The following is an 18,923-nucleotide window of genomic DNA, read 5'->3' as shown; positions in this document are numbered from 1 at the left end:
ACATGGAAGTGATCCGCACCCGCGCGCTGCGCGGCCCGAACCTCTGGAGCCACCACACCGCCATCGAAGCCATCGTTTCGTGCACGCCCGAAGAACTGGCGGCCGACCGGCTGCCCGGCTTCGAAGTCAGGCTGCGCGCGCGCTTCCCCGGCATCGGCCAGTTCCAGCCGCATGGCCACTCGGACGCGGTGCCGCTGGCGCACGTGCTCGAGCTGACGGCGCTGGCCCTGCAGGCCGAAGCCGGCTGCCCGGTCACGTTCAGCCGCACCACGCCCACGGTCGAGCAAGGCATCTTCCAGATGGTGGTTGAATATACCGAGGAAGAAGTCGGCCGCCTGGCCGTGGAGCTGGCTGAAAAGCTGGTCAATGCGGCGCTGCAGGACACGCCGTTCGACCTGAACGCGGCACTGGCCGAGTTGCGCGACCTGGACGAGGACGTGCGCCTGGGCCCCAGCACCGGCGCGATCGTTCATGCCGCCTTGGCACGCAAGATTCCTTACCGCCGCATGACCTCCGGTTCGATGGTGGCCTTCGGCTGGGGCAGCAAGCAGCGCCGCATCCAGGCCGCCGAGATCGATTCGACCAGCGCGATCGCCGAGAACATCGCGCAGGACAAGGAACTGACGAAGAAGCTGCTCGATGCGGCCGGCGTGCCGGTACCGACCGGCCGCACGGTGGAAACCGCGGAAGAAGCGTGGCAGGTGGCACAGCTCATCGGCCTGCCCGTGGTGATCAAGCCGAAGGACGGCAACCAGGGCAAGGGCGTGACCGTCAACATCACCACCGAAGCGCAGACGCATGCCGCATTCAATACGGCGCGCGAGTTCCGCGACGACATCATGGTCGAACGCTTCCTGCCCGGCCATGACTATCGCCTGCTCGTCATCGGCAACCGGCTGGTGGCGGCGGCGCGGCGCGATCCGCCGCACGTCGTCGGCGACGGTGTGCACTCGGTGCGCGAACTGGTCGACATCGTCAACGCCGATCCGCGCCGCGGCAGCGGCCATGCCACCTCGCTGACGAAAATCCGCTTCGACGACATCGCGCTGGCGCGCCTGCAGATGCAGGGCCTGGATGCGGACTCGGTGCCGGCCCAGGGCCAGCGCGTGATCCTGCGCAACAACGCCAACCTGTCGACCGGCGGCAGCGCCACCGACGTGACCGACGACGTGCACCCCGAAGTAGCGGCGCGCGCCGTCGAAGCGGCGCAGATGATCGGCCTCGACATCTGCGGCGTGGACGTGGTCGTCGATTCCGTGCTGCGCCCGATCGAGGAGCAGAACGGCGGCGTGGTCGAAGTCAATGCCGCGCCAGGATTGCGGATGCACCTGTCGCCATCCTACGGCAAGGGCCGCCCGATCGGCGAGGCCATCGTCGGCACGCTGTTCGACGAAGGCGACGATGGCCGCATTCCCGTGGTTGCCGTCACCGGCACCAACGGCAAGACCACCACCGTGCGCCTGGCCGCGCACCTGATCGCGTCGTCCGGCCTGCGCGTGGGCATGACCAATACCGACGGTGTGTACGTCAACGGGCGCCAGATCGACAGCGGCGACTGTTCCGGCCCGCGCAGCGCGCGCAACGTGCTGCAGCACCCGGACGTGGACGCGGCCGTGTTCGAGACCGCCCGCGGCGGCATCCTGCGCGAGGGCCTGGCATTCGACCGCTGCAAGGTGGCCGTGGTGACCAATATCGGCGCCGGCGACCACCTGGGCCTGAACTACATCACCACCGTCGAAGACCTGGCCGTGCTGAAGCGCGTGATCGTGCAGAACGTCGACGAGAACGGCTGGGCGGTGCTGAATGCCACCGATCCTATCGTGGCGGCCATGGCCGGCGCGTCGAAGGGCAAGGTCATCTTCTTCGGCGCCGACCGCTATCACCCGGTGGTGGCCACGCACGTCGCGCAGGGCCGCCGCACCGTGTTCGTCGAGCGGGGCGACCTGGTGGCCAAGGAAGGCAAGTTCGAGCAGCGCATCGCACTGGCCGACATTCCGTTGACCCGCAACGGCACCATCGGCTTCCAGGTCGAGAATGCCATGGCGGCAGTGGCCGCCGCGTGGGGTGCGGACATCGACTGGCAATCGATCCGCCTGGGCCTGAAGACTTTCACGACGGACAGCCATAATGCCCCTGGCCGCTTCAATGTCTTCGACTACCGCGGCGCCACCGTGATCGCCGACTACGGCCACAATCCGGACGCGATGCTCGCGCTGGTGCAGGCGGTGGAATCGATGCCGGCGAAACGCCGCTCGGTGGTGATTTCCGGCGCGGGCGACCGGCGCGACGAGGACATCAGCCAACAGACCGAGATCCTCGGCAAGGCGTTCGACGACGTGGTCCTGTACCAGGACCAGTGCCAGCGCGGCCGCGAGGACGGCGAAGTGATCGCCTTGCTGCGCCAGGGACTGGACGGCGCCCCGCGTACCTCGCACGTCGACGAGATCGATGGCGAATTCGTCGCCATCGACACGGCCATGGACCGGCTGGGCGAGGGCGACCTGTGCCTGATCCTGATCGACCAGGTCGAGGAAGCGCTGGCGCACATTGCCAGGCGCGTCGCGGCGGGCTGAGGCCACCGCGCAAGCGGGTGAGTTCTTGAAAGGGCGGCATTGACCGGGATGGCGATCCGTCCTAGGATTTGCCGTCCTTTCACTCATCCGCTCACATGACCCTTCGTCCCCTGCGCCTGCTGATTGCCGTCGCGCTGCTCGCGGCAAGCCAGCTTCATCCGGCGGCCACCGCCGCATCCTCCGCATCATCTGAAGTCCGCCTGCTGAACGCGGCACCGGCCGTCGGCCCGCTCAGCGTTACGCTGGACCGCCCCGACTGGACCTACAAGACCGGCGAGCGCGCCAGCGTGCGCATCCGGCTCGATGTGCAGCCATATCCCGCGCAAGGCATCCCGGTCCGCTATCGCCTCGGCCCGGACATGCTCGAAGGTCCGGAACGCACCATCGTGGTACCGAAGGAAGGCGTGTCGCTGCCGGTGCCGGCGCAGGCGCAGCCTGGTTTCGTGCGCGCGTTCGTCGAAGCCGCCGTCGATGGAAAAGTCGTGAAAGCCAGCGCCACCGCCGCTTTCAGCCCATTCGACATCCGCCCGCTGCAAACCGAGCCGGCCGATTTCGACGCGTTCTGGGCCGCCCAGAAGGAACAGTTGGCGAAGGTCGATCCGCAATGGACACTGACGCCGGCGCCCGGCCTGTCCACCGCCGCGGTGGAAGTGTCCTACCTCCATTACCAGAACGTGGGGCAGGGCGGCCGGCCCACGCGCATCTACGGCGTGCTGGCCGTGCCCCGCGCGGATGGAAAATATCCGGCGGTCCTGCATGTGCCGGGCGCCGGCGTGCGCGGATACAAGGGCGCGGTCGACCTGGCGGAAAAGGGCGCGATCACGCTGCAGATCGGCATCCACGGCATTCCCGTCAACCTGCCGGACGAACTCTATGAACAGCTGCGCTACGGCGCGCTGGAAAGCTACAACCGCTACAACCTGGACGACCGCGACGCCTATTACTACCGCCGCGTCTACCTGGGCGCGCTGCGCGGGCTCGATTACCTGGTCCAGCATGCGAAATGGGACGGCCGGGCGCTCGTCACGCAGGGCGGCAGCCAGGGCGGCCAGCTGGCCATCGTCACCGCGGCGCTCGATCCGCGCGTGACGGCCACCGTCGCTTCCTACCCCGCCTATTCCGACGTGACCGCCTACCTGGGCGGCCGGGCGGGCGGCTGGCCCGGCCTGTTCCGCAAGGACGCCGCCGGCAATGTGCAGGACCAGCCCGTCGCGCCCAAGGCAAAGACCACCGGCTACTACGATACTGTCAACTTCGCGAAACGCCTGCGCGCGCCGGTGCTGTTCTATGCCGGCTACAACGACACGGTGACGCCGCCGACGTCCACGTTTGCCGTCTACAATGTGATTCCGTCGCCGCGCCAGATCGTGATCGAGCCGGAGCAGGTGCACCTGACGTCGGCCGCGCATCAATCAACGCAGCAGCAGTGGATCCTGAAGCAGGGCGGCAAACGGTGATGGCGCAATGGCCTGCAATCCCGTTCCCATGACTGGAGACATTCGATGAGCACCCGGCACCGCGCCATCGGCCTGCTCTTCCTGGCGGCACTTGGCGGCTGCACGGAGGACGCCGGGCAGGTCGTCGACCGGTACATGGAACAGTCCAGGCACCCGATCGACCGCTACCTGTCCCGGCTGCGTGTGGGCACGGTGTCACCGCTGCCGCGCCTCGACTGGCCGGCCGGCACGCTGCTGTGCCCCATGACGCCTTACCAGAGTTCGCTGCACACTCGAACGCCTGTCGCCGGACGGGTCAACGCATTTCTGGAGCGCAAGCAATTCCTCGGGGACGAAGGACACTGGTCGCTGGTGGCCGTCGCGCCGTCGTCAGCCGGCGATGACGGAATCGAACACCTGGTTTTCAAGCGGGAAAACTACGACGTCGTGGTCGACGCGGAGATGCTTTCGCGGGCTGCGCCAACGCTGCCTGCGAATTTCGTGCAGCAGGAGTGCGTGCCCGTCGAACACAGCCGCGTATTCGCCGTGGCGACCCAGCCGAATCGCAAGATCATTGCTTTTGGGGTCGAAGGGAACTGACCTCGCTGCCACGCGGGTGTCCCTGGCGAGAATGCGTGGTTCTCGCCGAGGTTTTTTTTATCTCTCCCTTTTTGCCTGATCGAGGCGGAGCAGATGCACCTCACGCCGGCTGGGCATTAATCGACGCAGCAGCAGTGGATCCTCCGGCAGGTGGGCAGGCGGGCACGTGGTGAGCCGAACCTGACGGTGATGTACAAGAGACGCTACGGCGTCTTTTTTATTGTAAGTTGACTATTTTATTAAGGAAATTCTAATAAACTGTTGACAATCACTGATGCCTTATATTATCTTGCTTGCTCGATAACGAACATGGCAACTGAGGAAATAAAATGAAACTGCAATCGATCGTCCTGGCAGCAATCCTGAGCACTGCATTCACCGGCGCAATGGCCGAAAACTACACGTCCCCGACGATCGTCCTGGAAGCAGGCGATGCGAACTGGACCGGCGAGTTCGGCACGAGCCACAAGGTCGGCAACTTCACCGACACCTTCACGTTCAGCTACAGCGGCGTGTTCGCTAACGCGACCGGCTTCGTCAGCAACCTGCAAAACAAGAGGAGCAACATCGACTTCTCTTGGGCAACGCTGAACGGCGTCGCGCTGGATCTGTCGAACGAAGGCAAGTACTCCACGGTCGACTTCTTCGACCTGCCGGTCAGCGGCACGCTGACGCTGATCGTCTCGGGCATTGCGACTGGCGACTCCGCCAGCTACGCCGGCACGATCGACGTGACCTCGGCCGTTCCCGAGCCGACCACCTACGGCATGCTGCTGGGCGGCCTGGGCGTCATGGGCTTCCTGGCCCGTCGCCGCAAGGCCTGATCGCCTCGGTTCCCGGGTGTGACAAGAAAGACGCTTCGGCGTCTTTCTTGCGTTTACGCGCACCCGTGCGGTCGATATCATGCATCGGATATCCCGCTCCGATCGACCGCGGCCCGGTTCGGCAAGTGCAGCGCAATCGCCGGGCAAACGCTGGACAATTTGTCATGATCCATTCATTGGCAGCCACGGCAGTGCTGGCGATTCACTTCGCGTTCATCATGTTCGTGCTGTTCGGCGGCCTGCTTGCCCTCCGGCGCCGCTGGATGGCAGCCATCCACCTGCCGGCCGCGGCGTGGGGCTTCCTGGTCGAAGCCACCGGCACCGCATGCCCGCTCACCTCGCTGGAAAACACGCTGCGCGAACGTGCCGGCATGGCCCGCTACAACGGCGACTTCCTTGAACGCTGGCTGCTCTGGGCAATCTACCCGGAGGGGCTGACCCGCAACGTCCAGTTCGCGCTGGCAGGTGTGGTCATCCTGGCCAACCTGCTCATCTATGCATGGGTATTCAGGCGGCGCCGGCCGGCAAGGCCCTGAAAATACTGTATGGAATACTGTACAATACTGGTTATTTACACAGTATTCCGTGCTATATGGGCAAATTCGCGCCAATCGACCTGCAACCGTATACTTCACGCACGGCCGGCGGCCTGGCGCGGCGCGACATCGATCCCGATGCCTGGCGCGACATCCCCGACGATGCAATGACCGATGCCCGCACGGACAGCGAAATCGCCCGCGAGTACATCAGCCACGGCGAGCTGCGGCCGAAATCGGCGGCCAATACGCAGAAGGAGCTGTACCGCTTCCTGACGTGGTGCCGCGAAGAAGCCGGCAAATCGCTGCGCCAGCTCGGCGTGGCCGACCTGAACGCCTACAAGGATTTCCTGAAAGCGCCGCCGGCGGACTGGGTCTCGACCACCAAGTGGCCGCGCACCGACGAACGTTATCGCCCGTTCTCCGGTCCGCTGTCCGATGCCAGCCGGCGCCAGGCGATGATCGCCGTGAAAGGGCTGCTCGCGTTTGCCGAGCAGACCGGCTACCTGCGCCGCGACCCCGGCGCGCTGGTCAGGCAGGTGCGGATCCCCGGCGCCAGCCGCATCACGCGCTACTTGACCCAGCACGCGATCGGCCTGGCACTGGCCACCGTGGAGACGCGCGAGGCGGAAACGCCGGCAGCGCTGCGCCGGCGCGAACGCGACCGCTTCCTGCTCGTGGCGTATGCACACACGGGTGCCCGGCTGAACGAGATCGTCGGCGCCGCCATGGGCTCGATCTACACGGAAGGCAATGGCCGCTGGTGGATCGACGTGATCGGCAAGGGCAGCAAGCCGCGCCGCCTGCCGGTGCCGCCAGACATGCTCGATGCCTTCCGCCGCTACCGGACGGCCTTCGGCCTGCTGCCGCACGCCGGGCGCAGCGACACCACGCCGCTGGTCCTGTCGAGCCGTGGCAAGGGCTTGAACCGCATTACCGACGAAGCCGCGTCCGAAGCGCTGAAAGCCGTGTTCACGGCGGCGGCGCAGGTTGCGGCGGCCAGCGGCGACAGCGACACGGCCGCGCAGTTGCGGCAGGCCTCCACGCACTGGCTGCGCCACAGCATGCTGACGAATCACGCCAACAACGGGGTGCAGCTGAAAACGCTGCAGGAAACGGCGGGCCACGCGAACATTTCCACCACCGCGGCTTACCTGCACAAGACCGATAACGAGCGGCACGACGAGATCCTGGCATCCGTCGCCGGCAAGAATGTGCTCTGATGTGTGCGCTGATGTGCGCCCAGGTCAGCGCAAGGCCGGGTAGCCGAGGCTGGCCGCGTGTTCCTCCATCTGCGCGATCCTGTCATAGTCGCGTTCGTCCCGATGATCGAATCCCCGTATCCGCAGCGGTGCCATCGCCGCCCGCAACCGGGCACCGGGTTCCAGCAGCACGGCGCGCAGGCGCTGCGCAAGCGTCTCCGGCACGGTCTTCCCGGCGATGAACGGCAGGCCCGGCGCGGCGCCGGTGAAGCCCAGCGGCATCAGGCCGTCCACGCTGGCCGGGTCCTCCTGCCGCAGGTAGGCCCAGGTCACGCAATCGATCGCCGCCACGTCGGCTTCGCCTTCCCGTACCATGCGCACGCTGGCGGCGTGGCTGCCGGACCACTTCACGCCGCCAAAGAAGCTGCCATCCAGCGCAAGCGGCGCCACCGCGTGGCGCAGGGCATTCATGCCGCTGTGCGAATGCCGCTCGTTGACGGCGGCCACGCCGCCGCGCGCATCGGCCAGCGCACGGACAGCGCCGCCACCGCGGGCGACCAGCACGCTGGAATAGTCGCTGCCGGCGCACCCGGGCAGATCGAAGGAAGGCGTGGCAACAAGCGTCGCGTGGCCCCGCAGCGCATGCAGCCACGGATAGCCGCAGGCCTGGGAGCACAGCAGGCCGGGGCGCTGCCAGAACTCCAGCAATGGGCCGGTCTCGTCGACCAGTTCGACCGCGCCGCGCACGCCGGCTTCTGCCAGCAGCGCTTCCAGCAGCGTGCCGTAACCCTGCCGCAAGCGCGGCGACACGTTATACATCGGCAGCGCGGCTTGCCAGCTCATGTCGGCAGCCCGGGATGCACCGGCCCATCCACCGGCTGGAAGCCATACCGGCGCAGCAGCACGCCGTAGCCGTGCAGGTGGAAACCGCCGCTGCGGGCGTTATAGTCGGCGCGCCGCGCCGCATACACGCGGGGCAGCAGGTACCACGGCAGCGAGGGCAGGTCGTGGTGCACCAGATGCAGGTTATTGTTCAGGAACAGCAGCCGCAATACCGGCCCCGCCTCGTTCAGCACGATGCGCTGCTTGTGCTCCGCCACCGGCCGGTGCTCGTAATAGGAGCGCACCATCGCCAGCGATTGCGCCGGATAGGCGATTGCCAGCAGGTAGTACAGCGGCGCGACGCCGAAACGGCTGTCGATCCAACACAGCAGCGCGGCGAGCATGGCGGCGTGGCCCAGCCACATCGGCACGTGGCGCAGGTCGCCCCGCAACGCCTGCCGCAGCGCGTCGGCCAGCATCGTCGCGATCGAGATCGCCGGTCCCACCAGCAGGCGCCCGGCGAACGTCCTGTTGAACCAGTACAGCCGGCGCAGCGGCGCGCTCATGCCGGCCCACGCGGCGGGTGCCACGTAATAGCTTTCGGTATCCAGTGCCGGCACCGTCAGGTGGGCATCCACGTGATGCCGCAGATGGCTCTCGCGATACAGGCGGTAGGGATACCAGACGGCCAGCGGCGCCTGGCCGAACAGCTGGTTGAGCGCGGGCCAGCGGGTCGGATGGCCGTGGATCAGTTCGTGCTGCAGCGACATGTACCAGGCGCACCACCAGATCATCAGGAGCGTGCCGAGCGGCGTGCCCAGCTCGCGCCAGAACGCCAGCGTCGCATACCAGCCGCCGTGGATGGCGGCGATCAGCAGCCAGGTGGGCCACTCGGCCGTCCACAGCGGGCGCGTGCGTTCCGCCGCCACGTGGCTGCGCTGGGTGTCGTCCAGGTACTCGGCGCGCTGCTTCATCGTCTTCCTTATTCTGTTTGCATTGGTGGCGTTGCATGCCATCGCTGGAAAAAGTATAAGGAGCCGGCAAGGCGGTGGATACGAAGTTTAACGTCGCTGCTTATGCGGAAAATCGTCTTATGCAGCGGTTTGAAACGGCGCTGCTGGAGGCCCGCGCGGTCGCCGCCGGCGGCAGCCTGCACTGGGCCAGCCTGGGCCAGCGCCAGCGGGTTTCCCGACCAGCCCCATCTCGGCCGCGAATGCCGCAGGCTGTCGGGCACGTCGCCAGCCGACCTGATCGACCGGCAGGCGCGCGATGAAGCTGTACCGCTGCTGGAAGTGACCTGGCGGGCAGCACTTCGTCAGACCGGCCCGTCGCCGCGCGCCAGCTCCTGTCGCAGCCGCGCCTCGATGCGCGCCAGCGTGGATTGCACGCGGGCCAGGTGGTCGGCCAGCGCCGGCAGGCGGGCGGAAGGCTCGCCCCGCCAATCGGCCGCCAGTAAAGAATCGGACAACGGCGCGGATAACGGCGAACCCAGCGGCGTCGACAACGGTGTCGACAACGGCGAACCCAGCGGCGAGCCCAGCGCCTCGTCGAGCAGGGCCAGCTCGCTCCACGGGCTGTCGCTGCGGCCCTCGCGGATCGATTCGTGCAGCGCGCGCGTGGCTTCGGAGGGCCGCACGCCCAGTTCCTGCATCAGCAGCCGTTCGCAGCACCCGTAGGCGCGCAGCGCCTCGGTGCGGTTGCCGGACAGCAGGTGCAACCGCATCAGGTGGCAATGCGCCTGTTCGCGGGCCGGATCGGCTGCCAGCATGCGCCGCGCGTACGCCAGGCCGCGTTCGCTGTCGTGCCGCGCAACGCAGCCCGTCACCAGCTTGTCCAGCGCATCGAGCAGCTCGTTCTGCAGCCGCTCGCGCTCGGCCAGGCACCAGCCCTGTTCCCAGCCCTCGAGCAGGTCGCCGCGGTACAGCTGCACGGCATCCTCCAGCATTTGCCGCTGGCCCGCATCGAGCTGCGGACCGGCGATGCCATGGCAGCAGAGGATTGCCGCCTCGAAGTGCCGCACGTCGACCTGCAGGCACTGGCAACTGTGCAGCTGGATCCACTGGGGGTCGACTTCCAGCACGAACGGCCCGTCGGCGTCGTGTTCACGCTGCAGTACCGCCTGGATCTGCCAGAGCGCCTGGCGCAGGTACTTGCGCGCCTGTTCCAGCGGCGTGTCCTCCCACAGCAGGTCGGCCAGCCGTTCGCGGCGATGGGGCCGGTCGGGATACAGCAGCAGGTAACTGAGCACTTCGCGGGCACGCCGGGCGCCGAGCCCGACGGGGGATTGCCCTTCGCTGCGGACCTGCCCCTGCCTGGTGATGCCGAAACGACCGAAAAGCCTGACAGTCAACGTGCTCATGGCGTGCTCCCGCGCGATCTGGGGAATCCCGATTGTCCGCTCATTTACAGGGGAAAGGTACATTCCGATGCCCTGGAGGCAAAAGCGCAACAGCGCGGCGACAGTCGTGTGCGGGAGACGCTGCCGAGACGCCGCGCAGTCGCCGGCGAGACAGGCAGGTTCTATAACGAAGCACGGCCGGCACCCGCGCCGCCGGATTCCCAACAGGAAGGCACAGGCCATGTACCAGTCGGTGTTAGCCACCAGCAAGACCCTGCAGCATTACCTGGAAACGCAGATCGTCGCCGATCCCTTCCTGGGCGGCAGCGGAGCGGGGGCCGGCCCATTCACGACGCGCGGCATGAAAGTCTCGCTGCGCACGCCGAAGGAAATGGAAACCCTGGAAGAAGGGCTGTCGCTGTGGCTGTACCGTGTGGTCGTCGACGACCAGTCGCTGAACGATCCGCCGCGCCGGATCAGCGCCACGCAGGTGCAGGACCGGCCGCTGCCGCTGCGGCTGCACTACCTGGTCACGCCGCTGACCAGCCGCGACAACGATGGCGACCCGGAAACCGAGCAGTACCTGCTGGGCAAGGTGCTGCAGCTCTTCCACGGCAAGCCGTGCTTCCGCGGCGCCGACCTGCGCGAGCAGCTGACCGGCACCGATGCCCACCTGACGGTGCGGCTGGAAACCATGGGACTGGAAGAAATCACGCGGGTATGGGATGCGCTGGAAGGGTCTTACCAGCTGTCGGTCTCGTACGAAGTCAGCACGGTCCATATCGAGAGCGGCCTGCAGCCGGTTTCCGGCCCGCGCGTCAGGACGGTGCTGCCCGACTATGGCGTCATCGCCCGCGCCGAAGGGGGGAGCCCGGCATGACGCGCCAGACCGTCATCGCCAACGGCGTGGCATGGCTGTTCGCGCCGGACGACCGGCGTGCCGACGCGGAACGCGACTGGGCGGTGGTGACGGGCCAGGTGCTCGACGAACTCACCGGCCGGGCCCCGCGCACGCTGGTGCACGTGATGCCGCGCCAGCACGGGCTGCTGGTGCGCATCGATGCGGATGGCCACTTCGCGCTCGTCGCGCGGCCCTGGTACCGCTTCCCGCCGCTCGCCGCGCCCGGCTATCCACTGGCCATCGATCTCCACGCCGAAGGCTACCTGCCATACACCCGCATGCTGACGCTGCCGAGCGGGCAGCTGCCGCTGGCGGCCGCGGCGCCCGCCACCACCCGCATCCTGGCACTGGCTTCCACCGCCGGCCTGTTCGCCGGCCAGCTGCTGCTGGTCGGTCCCGCCGGGGCGAGCGCCGAACGCTGCACGATTGCCGCCATGGGCCCGGCGGCGGGCCAGCTGACTCTGGCGGCCGATCTCGTCCATTCCCATGCCGCCGGCGATCCCGTGGTTCCCGATGCCTTCGTACCGCTCGACCTGGGCGCGCTGCCGCTGCACCGCCAGCCGGTCTCGGTGCGCGGCCGCACGGTGGCGCGCACGGCGGGCGGCACCGTGCCGGTCGCCAACGCCACGGTCAGGGTGAGCCGGATCTGGCGTAGTACCGCCGAGGTGCGCGATCACCTGCCACCCGTGCCGGCGCGCATGGCCGGCCTGGCCCCGGGGCTCTACGCCGAGCGCGGCGCCACCACGCCCGTGGTCCCCATTGCGCCGGTGATGCCTGCCGGCGAAGAGAAGCTGACGACGGCGCCCGCCATGGCCGGCGCGGGCACGGCCGCATTGGCCGACGGCGTCAATCTGGTCGCGGGCACCAGCGTGCTGGCCATCGATCCGGGCGATCCGGCGCGGCACGAGCGCATTGCCGTGACGGCGCTGGCGCCCGCGTTCAGCCCCTCCGAACCGGTGACGGCCACGCTGCGCTACCCGCTGCGGCTGGCCCATGCGGCCGGCGCGGTGGCCACGCGCGTCGTGCCCGGCGGCCCGGCCGGCGCGGCGAAGCAGCTGGCCGACGGCGCGCTGCCCGGCGACCGGCTGGTGTTCCTCGACGATGCGGCACTGCCGGCCCTGGCCGGCAGCGTGCGCATCGATGCAGGCGCCAACGCCGAATTCCAGCAGTACGCGCTGTTCGACGTGACCAGCGATGCCGACGGCTATTACGCGCTGCCGCCGCTGCACCGCGTGGCGCAGGTCGAAGTGGAGGCCAGCGCCGCCGGCCACCCGGACATCAGCGCGGCGGACAACAACGCGATCGTTTATCAACCCGGCTACGGCAGCGAGCAGGCGTGGCTGGACGTGGTCTTTGACAGCTGAGCCGAAGGAGGCACCCGATGCCCGAATATCTATCGCCCGCCGTATATGTCGAAGAGATCGATACGGGATCCAAGCCCATCGAAGGCGTGAGCACCAGCACGGCCGGCATGGTCGGCATGACGGAACGGGGCCCGGTCGACGTGCCGGTGCTGCTCACCAGTTATGGCGATTTCACGCGCTGGTTCGGCGAACGGCTCGATCCGCTGGTGTTCACCGGCGCGCGCTGCTACCTGCCGCATGCGGTGGAAGGCTTCTTCACCAACGGCGGCAAGCGCCTGTACGTGGTCCGCGTGCTCGATACGATCGCGGCGCAATTCGCCGAGACCCGGCTGTTCGACCGCGATGCCATCGTCGGCGCGTCGACCCGGCTGATCGCGGCGGCAGGCACCGCGCCGGCCACGGCCACCATCTACGTCATCGACGACGCGGGGCTGGGCGTGACCGTACCGCCCACCTGGGTGCAGGTGGGCGACGGCTCGACGGCGGAATTCCGCACCGTCGTGGCCGCGGCAGGCGTCGATAACGACGTCGCGCTGCGCCTGCCGCTGGCGTTCGCCTACGACCATGCCGGGTCCGCCGTCAGCATCGACCATATCGCCGCATTCGGCCCCGTTGTCGATACGCCGGCGCTGGACAATCCGGTGGCCCCGGGCGCGCTGGCACTGACGATCAGCGGCGCCGGCGCCATCGTGGCGGGCGCGGTGCTCCGGCTCGGCACCGTCGCCGCCGGCGACGACGAATACGTGATTGCCGACAGCGTGGCGGGCGGCGCGCCGCCGGCGGCCCGCACGGTCACGCTGCGCACGCCGGCCTTGCTGCCGCACGCGGCCGGCGGCGCAACCATCGATATCCTGCCCGACCCGCTGCCGGCGGTGCTGCCCTATGGCGCCGCCCCGGTGCCGCCGGCCGTGGGCGCCGACCGCACGGTACTGGCGCCCGGCTTCGAACGCGTCGCCGCCGGCAGCAGCCTGCTGTTTCTCGGCGCCCCGGCCCCGTACGCGGCAGGCTTCGTGCTGGTCAGCGACGGCAGCCATGCCGAAGTGCGCGCCGTGGGCAGCCTCGGCAGCCTGGTGCTGGCGGTGCCGGCCTATGCCGACCACCCGGCCGGCACCATCGTCGAAGCCGTCACGATGCCCGATGACGGCGGCAGCGCCGTCAAGCACCTGACAGCCAGCCCGGCAGACGGTTCGGCCGTGCTCGACGTGGACAACCGCGACGGCCTGGCGCCGGGATCGGTGCTGCGCATCGGTCTGGCCGCCGACCCGCAGCGCGAGTACGCCACCGTCATCGACCTGCCGAACCCGCAGGCGTCGCCGAACGCCGGCAAGGTGGTGCTGTCGGCACCGCTGCGCTTCGGCAAGGCCGCGCCATCGGAGGTGCAGCTGCAACTGGCACCCGCCGCCACCGCGCCGGGCGCCACGGCGCTCGCCTTGCCGGGCACGCGCGGCGCCACCGAACTGCTGGTCGGCTCGCGCTCCGGTTTCACGCTGGCCAACGTGATCCGCGTGGGCGGCGCCGCGGGTTCCTATCACACGCTCACCGCGGTCAATGCCGTGAACGCGGCCCCGGTCACGCTGGACTCGGCGCTGCTGCTGCCGCACGCCGCGGGCGAACCGGTGGTGGCGCGCACGCCGCTGCTTACCGTGCGGGCGCTGGACGAAGGAGGCTGGGGCAACCGCCTGCGGGTTGCCGTGCGCGACAGCGACCCGCCGCTGGTTTCCGGGCGCATCCGCTCGATCCAGGACGGCACCCACCTGCGCCTCGATTCCGTCAACGGCGTCGAGCCGGGTACCGTACTGCAGCGCGTCGACGCGGCCGGTACCGTGCTGTCCGCGCACAAGGTGATCCGGCTCGACCGCCAGAGCGACTACCTGATCACGCTCGACGTGGCCACGCCGCTGCCGGGTGCCGCCGCGGCCGGCGACCTGGCGCGCTCGCAGGAATTCCAGATCGACGTCTACCTGCTGCGCCAGCCCGATCCGGCCGTGCCGACACGCAGCGAGAACGTGCTGATGAGCGAGAGCTTCCAGCAGCTGTCGATGGACCCGCGCCACAGCCGCTATGTGCACAAGGCGATCGGCACGACATGGACGCTGGGCGCCTTTCCGCCCGTCGACGACGACACGCAACCGCTGCGCAAGAGCGACCGCCGTTCCGAAGGCCGCTCGTGGCTGGTCCGCGTGCGCGACCTGGAGACCGACCCGGCCGTGCAGCGGCAGATCCGTTCCGGGCCGGCGCCGCTGGTCGATACGCTGGTCACCGGCGCCACGCGGCCGGCGCGCCTGCCGCTGCTGGGCGGCGACGACGCGGCCGGTTCGGTCGGCGACGATATCTATGCCGGCGACGACCATGTCGAACCCGAACTGCGCACCGGCCTGCAATCGCTGCGCAACGAGGAAGACATCAGCATCGTGGCCATTCCCGGGCGCACCGGCAATGCGCTCCAGCAGAACCTGATCGCCCATTGCGAACTGATGCAGTACCGCTTCGCCGTGCTGGACGGTCCGCTGCCGCCGAACGACACCCTGACGGACGTGCAGGCCCTGCGCCAGCACTACGACAGCAAGTATGCCGCGCTGTACCACCCGTGGCTGGTCGTGCCGGAACCGTTTCCGGCGCACCTGGACAAGGTGGCCGACTACCCGATTCCGCCCAGCGGCCACATCCTCGGCGTCTTCGCCCGCACCGACATCGAACGGGGCGTGCACAAGGCGCCGGCCAACGAGGTGGTGCGCGGCATCACCGGGTTGCAGCGGCGCCTGAACAAGGGCGAGCAGGACATCCTCAATCCCTATCCACAGAACATCAACGTGATCCGCGATTTCCGCAACGAGAGCCGCGGCATCCGGGTATACGGCGGGCGCGTCATCACCAGCGATCCTGACTGGAAATACGTCAACGTGCGCCGGCTGATGATCTTCATCGAATCGTCGATCAACCGCGGCCTGCAGTGGGTGGTGTTCGAGCCCAACGCCGATCCGCTGTGGGCGCGGGTGCGCCGTTCGATCAGCAATTTCCTGACGGACGTCTGGCGCAGCGGCGGCCTGGAAGGCACCAAGGTCGAGGAAGCGTATTTCGTGCGCTGCGACCGCACCACGATGACGCAGACCGACATCGACAATGGCCGGCTGATCTGCGTGGTCGGCATCGCCCCCGTCAAGCCGGCCGAATTCGTCATCATCCGCATCGGCCTGTGGACGTCCCACGCCGAAGAGTAAGAGACCAGGCCTCGAGGAGAAACCACCATGGCAACCGGCGAACGCAGGGACCCTTACCGGTCATTCAACTTCATGCTGGAAATCGACGGCATCCCGCTGGGCGCATTCAGCGAGGCGAGCGGCCTGACGTCGGAAGGCGATGCGGTGGACTACCGCGAAGGCACCGACCGCAAGAACCACGTGCGCAAGCTGGTCGGCCTGCGCAAGAGCGCCAACATCAGCCTGAAGCGGGGCTACACGCAGGACAAGTCGCTGTGGCAGTGGTACGGCAACATCGTCAACGGCCTGCCGGACCGGCGCAACGTGACCATCGTGCTGCTCAACGAGGCACGCGAGCCGGTGCTGCGCTGGCACGCGGAAAATGCCTGGCCGAACAAGATCGAAGGCCCGTCGTTCAAGGCCAGCGGCAGCGAAGTGGCGATGGAGTCGGTGGAACTGGTGCACGAAGGCCTGACCATCGACGTCTAGCGCAGAGGTCAGGACAGCATCGAGATCAATGTCCGGATCAATTCCGGATCAAATTCCGGATCACGGTCCAGGAGAACGCAGATGGCAGCCAGTTACGCCACACCGGGAGTGTATTACGAGCGCGCCGATGCCGGCGCGCCCCCCGTGTCGCCGCTGCGTTCCGATATCCCGGCGCTGCTCGGCATCGCCCGCCGCGGCCCGCTGCAGCGCCCCGTGCCGATCGATTCGTGGAAGCAGTTCGTCGCCTATTTCGGCGACGTGACGGGGGCCGGCTATCTCGCCTATTCGGTGCGGGCATTCTTCGAGAACGAAGGGCGGCGCTGCTGGGTGGTGCGGGTGGCGTCCGAGGCGGCGGCCACGGCGGCCGTCGAACTGGGCGCCGGCCCCGCTGTACCCGTATGGCGGATCGCCGCCACCAGCCCCGGTGTGTGGGGCAACGGCCTGTCGGTGTCGCTGCAGCAGACCCACCGCGGCCAGGCGGTGGCCGATCCCGGCCTGTCCCAGCCCGAATATGCGGTGGTCGGCTCCGTCAGCGGCTTCGAACGGGGCGCGCAGGTGCGCATCCGCGTGGCGCCAGGCACCTTCGTGCACCGCCTGGTCAGCGCGGTCGACGCGCAGAACCGGCGGCTGTACTGGATCAACCCGGAACCGCGCATGCGCTTCCCGGAAGAAGCCGCGCTGACCGGCTACGACCCGATGCAGCCGCTGCTGATCGAAAGCATCGACTACACGCTGCTGGTGCGCGACGGCGCACGCATCGCGGCCGTAGTGGAAGGCCTGTCGCCATCGCGCCGGCACGCCCGCTACGCGCCGCGCGAACTGGCCGGCATTCCCGTCTGGGAACCGGGCTCGCCGAACTGGCGCCTGCCGCAGGTGCCGCCGCTGGTCCACGTGGAGGAACTGCGCGGCGAAGCGGCGCTGCTGGCCTTGACGGTGTTCGACGCGCCGGCGGACGCCTGGCTGCCGCTGCACGGCGGGCTGGACGGCCTGGCCGCGCTGGCGGTCGTCGATTTCATCGGCGAACCTGCCGATCCGCTGCTGGACGACGCCGCGGCGGCACGGCGGCGCCGCGGCCTGGCCTGCCTCGACATGGTGGACGAGGTGGGCATCGTCGCCGTGCCGGACATTCACATCCAGCCGCTGCCGGAGCCGGAGCGCCGGCCGCCGCCGCCGTGCGTGCCGGATCCCTGCCTGCCGGCGCCGCCGCCGGGTCCCGCCGCGGCGCCGCCCGAACCGGTGGGCGACCTGCCGCCCGGCTTCAATGAAGCGCAGATCCACGCGGTGCAGGCAGCGCTGGTGGCCCATTGCGAAGCGCTGCGCTACCGCATCGCCTTGCTCGATCCGCCACTGGCCGCGGCCGGCGACCCGCGCCTCGGCATCGCCGCCATTCGCGCCTGGCGCAAGCGCTTCGATTCCAAATACGCGGCGCTGCACTTCCCATGGCCGAAAGTGGCGGACCCGCTGCGCCTGGGCGGCAGCGTGCTCCGCGCCATCCCGCCGTCCGGCCACGTGGCCGGCTTCTGCGCGAAGAGCGACTGGAACGCCGGGGTGCACAAGGCGCCCGCGAACGGCATGCTGAACTGGGTTCAGGACCTCACTTTTTCGGTGGACGACACCGAGCACGGCCTGCTGAACGACGAGGGCGTCAACGTGATCCGCGCCTTCGCCGGCCGCGGCATCCGCATCTTCGGCGCCCGTACCGTGTCGTCCGATCCGGACTGGCGCTACCTGAACGTGCGGCGCCTGCTGATCGTGATCCAGAAAAGTCTGGGTGTCGCCTCGCAGTGGGCGGTGTTCGAGCCGAACGATTTCCGTACGCGCGCCAAGCTGCACCTGGCCTTCACCGGCTTCCTGATGGCGCTTTGGCAGCGCGGCGCGCTGGCCGGCACGGTGCCGGCGGAAGCATTCTTCGTCAAGTGCAGCGATGCCAACAACCCGCCGGATGCGCGCGCCCGCGGCGAACTGCTGGCCGAGGTTGGGGTGGCACCGGCGAAACCGTTCGAATTCGTGGTGCTGCGCGTGGGGCGCGGCGACAACCAGTTCGAGATCAGCGAAGCGGCCGTCTTCGGGGGAGCGTCCTGATGTCCCTGCTGTCCGACACCGGCGTGCGGCATGACCCGCCGCTGAACCACAACTTCATGATCAGCCTGATCGACACCTCGTCGCCGCTGGGCGCCATCGGCTCGCTGGCGCTGTCGGCGGTGCTGGACGTGCTGGTCGGCGGCTTTACCGAATGCAGCGGCCTGGAGATGTCGATGACGCCGGAAGAATACAAGGAGGGCGGACGCAACGGCGCGGTGCTGAAGTTTCCGTCGCGCGTCACGTGGTCGAACCTGACGCTGCGCAAGGGCGTCGGCATTGGCACCTCGCTGTGGGACTGGCACTACGGCTTCGTGGCCGGCAAGGGCAAGCGGCGCGACGGCGTGATCGTGCTGCTCGATGCCGGCGGCATGCCGGTGGCGATGTGGTACTTCAGCCGCGGCCTGCCGATCAAGTACAGCGGCCCGGCGCTGAATGCCACGCAGAACAGCGTGGCGATCGAATCGATCGAAGTGGCCCACGAGGGGCTGTACCAGGTGCCGGGGATCGGCATCGCCGGCGGCGCGGCCGCCCTGATCGGCGGCCTGGTGGGTTGATCGCC

At 68.5% G+C, this 18,923-nt stretch carries 15 protein-coding genes; 12 read left to right on the top strand and 3 right to left on the bottom strand.

The features are described from left to right. Window positions 1-2 precede the first annotated feature (2 nt). From cphA to ACY34H_RS16285, 6 genes are all read left to right on the top strand, one after another. On the top strand, window positions 3-2,573 hold the full coding sequence (gene cphA / locus ACY34H_RS16310) for a cyanophycin synthetase (protein ID WP_464978517.1): 2,571 nt from the start codon (window positions 3-5) through the stop codon (window positions 2,571-2,573). A gap of 95 nt (window positions 2,574-2,668) precedes the next feature. Then, window positions 2,669-4,030, top strand: coding sequence for an acetylxylan esterase (locus tag ACY34H_RS16305; protein ID WP_464978516.1), 1,362 nt, complete (start codon window positions 2,669-2,671; stop codon window positions 4,028-4,030). A 45-nt stretch (window positions 4,031-4,075) separates the two neighbouring features. After that, window positions 4,076-4,609: a hypothetical protein gene (locus ACY34H_RS16300; protein ID WP_464978515.1), complete on the top strand. Its 534-nt coding sequence runs from the start codon at window positions 4,076-4,078 to the stop codon at window positions 4,607-4,609. 329 nt (window positions 4,610-4,938) lie between these two features. Continuing rightward, complete coding sequence (locus tag ACY34H_RS16295; RefSeq protein ID WP_464978514.1) at window positions 4,939-5,433, top strand: FxDxF family PEP-CTERM protein; 495 nt, start codon at window positions 4,939-4,941, stop codon at window positions 5,431-5,433. A 164-nt stretch (window positions 5,434-5,597) separates the two neighbouring features. After that, window positions 5,598-5,969, top strand: a complete 372-nt coding sequence (locus ACY34H_RS16290) for a DUF2784 domain-containing protein (protein WP_464978513.1) — start codon at window positions 5,598-5,600, stop codon at window positions 5,967-5,969. Between the two features lie 56 nt (window positions 5,970-6,025). Next, window positions 6,026-7,192 (top strand): tyrosine-type recombinase/integrase, encoded by a 1,167-nt coding sequence (locus tag ACY34H_RS16285; RefSeq protein ID WP_464978512.1) that lies wholly within the window; start codon window positions 6,026-6,028, stop codon window positions 7,190-7,192. Window positions 7,193-7,216: 24 nt separating this feature from the next. Here ACY34H_RS16285 and ACY34H_RS16280 read toward each other — a convergent pair whose 3' ends face one another. From ACY34H_RS16280 to ACY34H_RS16270, 3 genes are all read right to left on the bottom strand, one after another. Then, a complete protein-coding gene (locus ACY34H_RS16280) occupies window positions 7,217-8,014 on the bottom strand; it encodes a phosphate/phosphite/phosphonate ABC transporter substrate-binding protein (RefSeq protein WP_464978511.1) in 798 nt (265 codons plus the stop codon). Next, window positions 8,011-8,967 (bottom strand): fatty acid desaturase, encoded by a 957-nt coding sequence (locus ACY34H_RS16275; protein WP_464978510.1) that lies wholly within the window; start codon window positions 8,965-8,967, stop codon window positions 8,011-8,013. Before ACY34H_RS16275 ends, ACY34H_RS16280 begins: the two co-directional genes overlap by 4 nt. 341 nt (window positions 8,968-9,308) lie before the next feature. Continuing rightward, entirely contained in the window at window positions 9,309-10,352 is a 1,044-nt protein-coding gene (locus ACY34H_RS16270) for an AfsR/SARP family transcriptional regulator (RefSeq protein ID WP_464978509.1), read from the bottom strand. Between the two features lie 220 nt (window positions 10,353-10,572). Between ACY34H_RS16270 and ACY34H_RS16265 the strand changes: the two genes are divergently transcribed. The 6 genes from ACY34H_RS16265 to ACY34H_RS16240 all read left to right on the top strand — a co-directional run bounded on the left by ACY34H_RS16265 (window position 10,573) and on the right by ACY34H_RS16240 (window position 18,918). Next, window positions 10,573-11,211 (top strand): Pvc16 family protein, encoded by a 639-nt coding sequence (locus ACY34H_RS16265; RefSeq protein ID WP_464978508.1) that lies wholly within the window; start codon window positions 10,573-10,575, stop codon window positions 11,209-11,211. Next, window positions 11,208-12,596, top strand: a complete 1,389-nt coding sequence (locus ACY34H_RS16260) for a hypothetical protein (protein ID WP_464978507.1) — start codon at window positions 11,208-11,210, stop codon at window positions 12,594-12,596. Before ACY34H_RS16265 ends, ACY34H_RS16260 begins: the two co-directional genes overlap by 4 nt. A 17-nt stretch (window positions 12,597-12,613) precedes the next feature. Beyond that, window positions 12,614-15,814, top strand: coding sequence for a phage tail sheath family protein (locus ACY34H_RS16255; RefSeq protein WP_464978506.1), 3,201 nt, complete (start codon window positions 12,614-12,616; stop codon window positions 15,812-15,814). Window positions 15,815-15,841: 27 nt separating this feature from the next. After that, on the top strand, window positions 15,842-16,282 hold the full coding sequence (locus tag ACY34H_RS16250) for a phage tail protein (RefSeq protein WP_464978505.1): 441 nt from the start codon (window positions 15,842-15,844) through the stop codon (window positions 16,280-16,282). An 81-nt stretch (window positions 16,283-16,363) separates the two neighbouring features. Next, window positions 16,364-18,364 carry a phage tail sheath family protein gene (locus ACY34H_RS16245; RefSeq protein ID WP_464978504.1) on the top strand — a complete coding sequence of 667 codons (2,001 nt, stop codon included), beginning with the start codon at window positions 16,364-16,366 and terminating at the stop codon, window positions 18,362-18,364. Then, entirely contained in the window at window positions 18,364-18,918 is a 555-nt protein-coding gene (locus ACY34H_RS16240; RefSeq protein WP_464978503.1) for a phage tail protein, read from the top strand. The genes ACY34H_RS16245 and ACY34H_RS16240 overlap by 1 nt, the downstream gene beginning before the upstream one ends. The last annotated feature ends 5 nt before the right edge of the window (window positions 18,919-18,923 follow it).

Source organism: Pseudoduganella sp. jia 9 (assembly GCF_055502615.1).
Note: the sequence above shows the minus strand (reverse complement) of the source record. Positions and strands in the feature narration are given on the sequence as shown.